This window comes from Planktothrix serta PCC 8927, from assembly GCF_900010725.2.
Lineage (GTDB): Bacteria > Cyanobacteriota > Cyanobacteriia > Cyanobacteriales > Microcoleaceae > Planktothrix > Planktothrix serta.
Genome location: NZ_LR734873.1, coordinates 1 through 3,545, shown reverse-complemented (window position 1 = coordinate 3,545; position 3,545 = coordinate 1). Strand labels below are relative to the sequence as shown.

General features: G+C 47.6%; 1 protein-coding gene. It reads right to left on the bottom strand.

Going from position 1 to position 3,545, the window contains the following annotated elements:
- Nucleotides 1–3,410, bottom strand: a 3,410-nt coding sequence (locus PL8927_RS14540) for a Calx-beta domain-containing protein (RefSeq protein ID WP_456319740.1), incomplete at its 3' end; no start/stop codon positions are given.
- Nucleotides 3,411–3,545 lie beyond the last annotated feature (135 nt).

The window sequence follows — 3,545 nt, the reverse complement described above, 5'->3', positions numbered from 1 at the left end:
ATTAAGCTGCTATCGACTCCAAACAGTTCAGCCAACTGTTGTTGACTACTGGCGATTTTAATCAGGGTGGAGCCGTTAAAAGAGGTAATTTCTAACTGTTCAAAAGTTAGACCTCCGGTTAAAGCGATAATATCCTCTCCGTTCGTAAAGTCGGTAATTAGCTCATTGCCAAAACTACTAGCCAGATAGAAGCGGTCATTACCTGCACCACCAGTTAGGGTGTCATCACCCCCGGCTCCAACTAACCAGTCATTACCATCACCTCCGCTTAAGATATCGTTACCCTCACCGCCATCGAGGGTATCATCCCCCAAATTTCCGAATAGGATATCATTGCCCTCATTTCCATCTACAAGGTCATTGGCTTGACCGCCATAGAGGGTGTCATTATCTGCACCACCAGAAATAGTGTCTTGGTCTTCTCCACCCAAGAGCAAGTCATCACCTGCATTACCTTCTAAGACATCGCTGCCAATATCTCCGAATAGGCTGTCATTACCTTCACCGCCTCGGAGGGAGTCATTGTTTTGATCGCCAAACAGTTGATCATCACCGTCGCCTCCTTGTAAGAAGTCATCGTTTTGACCGCCTAAAAGGATGTCATTACCGTCATTTCCCATTAGGACATCTTTGCCTTCATTCCCCAAAATGAGGTCATTATCCTCACCACCGATAATATAATCATCTTCTTTACCTCCATAGGCGATGTCATCTTCGCTACCGAGNTCCGGTGCGGGAGTAACTGTTGGTTCTGGTGTGGGAGTAACCGTTGGTTCTGGTGTGGGAGTGACTGTTGGTTCCGGTGCGGGAGTGACTGTTGGTTCCGGTGTGGGAGTAACTGTTGGTTCCGGTGTGGGAGCTACGGTATCGTTATCCGTATTAGTAACAGCAACATCTGAAGCATCAAAACCATCATAATTAGCATCGGTACTGGTAGCTTCCTCGGTGATAATGTTGTAGGCAATATCGCCATCAACAACGTTATCATCTACTCCGGTAATGGTGACGGTTTGGGGAGTATTCCAGTTAGCGGACGTGAAGGTTAAACTGGGTTTATCTACTGTACCTTCGGCGGTGTTGTCGCTCGTTAATGGAATGGTAACATCGGCTGTAGGTTGACTATTTAATACGACTGTAAATGTAGCAGTCCCCCCGGCTTCTGTTGTTGTTAAACCTGTTGTGGGTGTAACAGTAATGCCTTTGATATCGTTATCGGTATTAGTAACTGCCACATTTGAAGCATCAAAACCACTATAATTAGCATCGGTACTCGTAGCAGCAGCCGTGATAATATTGTAGGCAATATCGCCATCAACTATGTTATCATCTACTCCGGTAATGGTGACGGTTTGGGGAGTATTCCAGTTAGCTGCGGTGAAGGTTAAACTGGATTTGTCTATTGTACCTTCGGCGGTGTTACTACTCGTTAATGGTAGGGTAACATCGGCTGTGGGTTGACTATTTAATACGACTGTAAAATTAGCAGTCCCCCCGGCTTCTGTTGTTGTTAAACCTGTGGTGGGTGTAACAGTAATGCCTTTGATATCGTTATCGGTATTAGTAACAGCAACATCTGAAGCATCAAAACCACTATAATTAGCATCGGTACTGGTAGCTTCCTCGGTGACAATATTGTAGGCAATATCGCCATCAACGACGTTATCATCTACTCCGGTAATGGTGACGGTTTGGGGAGTATTCCAGTTAGCCGATGTGAAGGTTAAATTGGTTTTGTCTACTGTACCTTCGGCGGTGTTACTACTCGTTAATGGGATGGTAACATCGGCTGTAGGTTGACTNGTATCATTATCAGTAATCGTTACACTTTGGTTAGTGGTAGTTCCTAATGCTATTCCTGTTGACGGGTTGCTAATGGTTAAAGTAGCGGTTTCCGTACCTTCGGCAATCAAATCATCCTTAACTGTAATGGTTACTTGCCCCGTATTACTCCCATCTGGGATAGTGATTTGAGCGGGAATAGTACCAGTAAAGTCAGCCGCACTAGCAGTACCCGTTAATGCTAAATTAAGGGTTTGAGTACCGACAACATTAGCTTCAGTAGTAGCGGTAAAGGTAATAGCTGTTGTCCCGGCTTCACTAGCAGTAGTTGTGCTGGCAGTCAGGTTAACTTTTGGTGCGGGAATGGTGATATTAAAAGTAGCTATGTCGGAAATGTCAACACCGCCATTTAATATACCGCCGTCATCTTGCAGTTGCACGCTAACAGTAGCAGTACCGGGTTTACCACTGGGAGTGTAGGTCAGCGTACCATCGGTTGCTACACTGGGTTGAGTTGTAAATAAGGTATTGTCGGTGTTAGTAACGGTGTAGTTGCTAACGGTTTGAGTTGATTCATCGGCTGGGCCGAAGATAACAGTATTTGCCCAGTTGCTAACGGTTTGAATTGTGTTTGTCCAAGCTGTTAGGATCTGGTTTCCAGGGTTACTAAAACTGGGTTTGTCGTTAACAGGGTTAACAGTAATAGTAAAGGTTTGTACTGCCGAAGTATCAACACCGGGAGTACCGCCGTTATCTTGCACCACAACATCAAACGTCGAAGTCCCATTAGCATCAGCCGCAGGAGTGTAGGTGAGTTGACCGTTTGCGTCTATCGCTGGAGCCACCGCAAATAAGCCAGGGGTGCCGATGTTACTAACGATATATGTGGCTGTTTGGGCGGCTTCGTTGGCTGCACCAGCGTTGAAAGTTGCCCAACTCGTTACTGTTTGTACTCCTGCATCTTCATTAACTGCGGTGGGGTTGGTGGCGGTGAAACTGGGAATGTCGTTGACGGGGGTAACGGTGATGTCTGCGGTGTCGGTAGCTGTACTGAAGGCTGTGATACCGCCGTTGGTGCTGGTGTCATCGGTGCTGCCATTGCGGGCAGAGAAGCTATCCCAGGCGCGGAAGGTGATGCCGTTGGTGACAGTGCCGTTGTAGTCGGCGCTAGGTTGGAAATAAATGCGGGTATTGGCATCAGCCGCGAGTAAGCGAGCGTTGGTATCGGATACTGCGCCCAAGGCAGTCCAAGTCGTACCGCCATCTAGGGTGTAAAACCAACTGCCATTGGTTGTGTCGGCGATGGTGATGGCTACGCCTGCTAGTGCGCCAGTGTCGGGGTCGGTGATGTTATTTTGACCTGTACTAATAGCAGCGATATCAGAAATCAAAGTCCCGACAGCGCCAGTGGGTGCAACTGCATCTTCTAAGACGTTGCTGAGAGTGACGACGGTATCGGCAAGGACAGGTGCGGTATTAGGAAAAATCGTGCCGTAAACGTCGTTATTGTCTTGGCTATTGCCGACACCGTTGGTGGGGGTATTAGCAGTGGGGATGCCAGCTTGGTCGGCGGCGGTGTTGCCGGAGAAGGTCGCTCCTAATGAGATGACAGTAGGTAATACAGTGGGCATTCCCTGGTTGTTGCCGTTGCTGTTGGTGAGGGACTGCATGGCAAATATTGCCCCGCCTTTGCCTTGACCGTTGTTTAAACCTGTGCCACCTGTGGCTGTGTTCTTGGTAAAAGTGGTGTTATTGAGGGTTAAAGA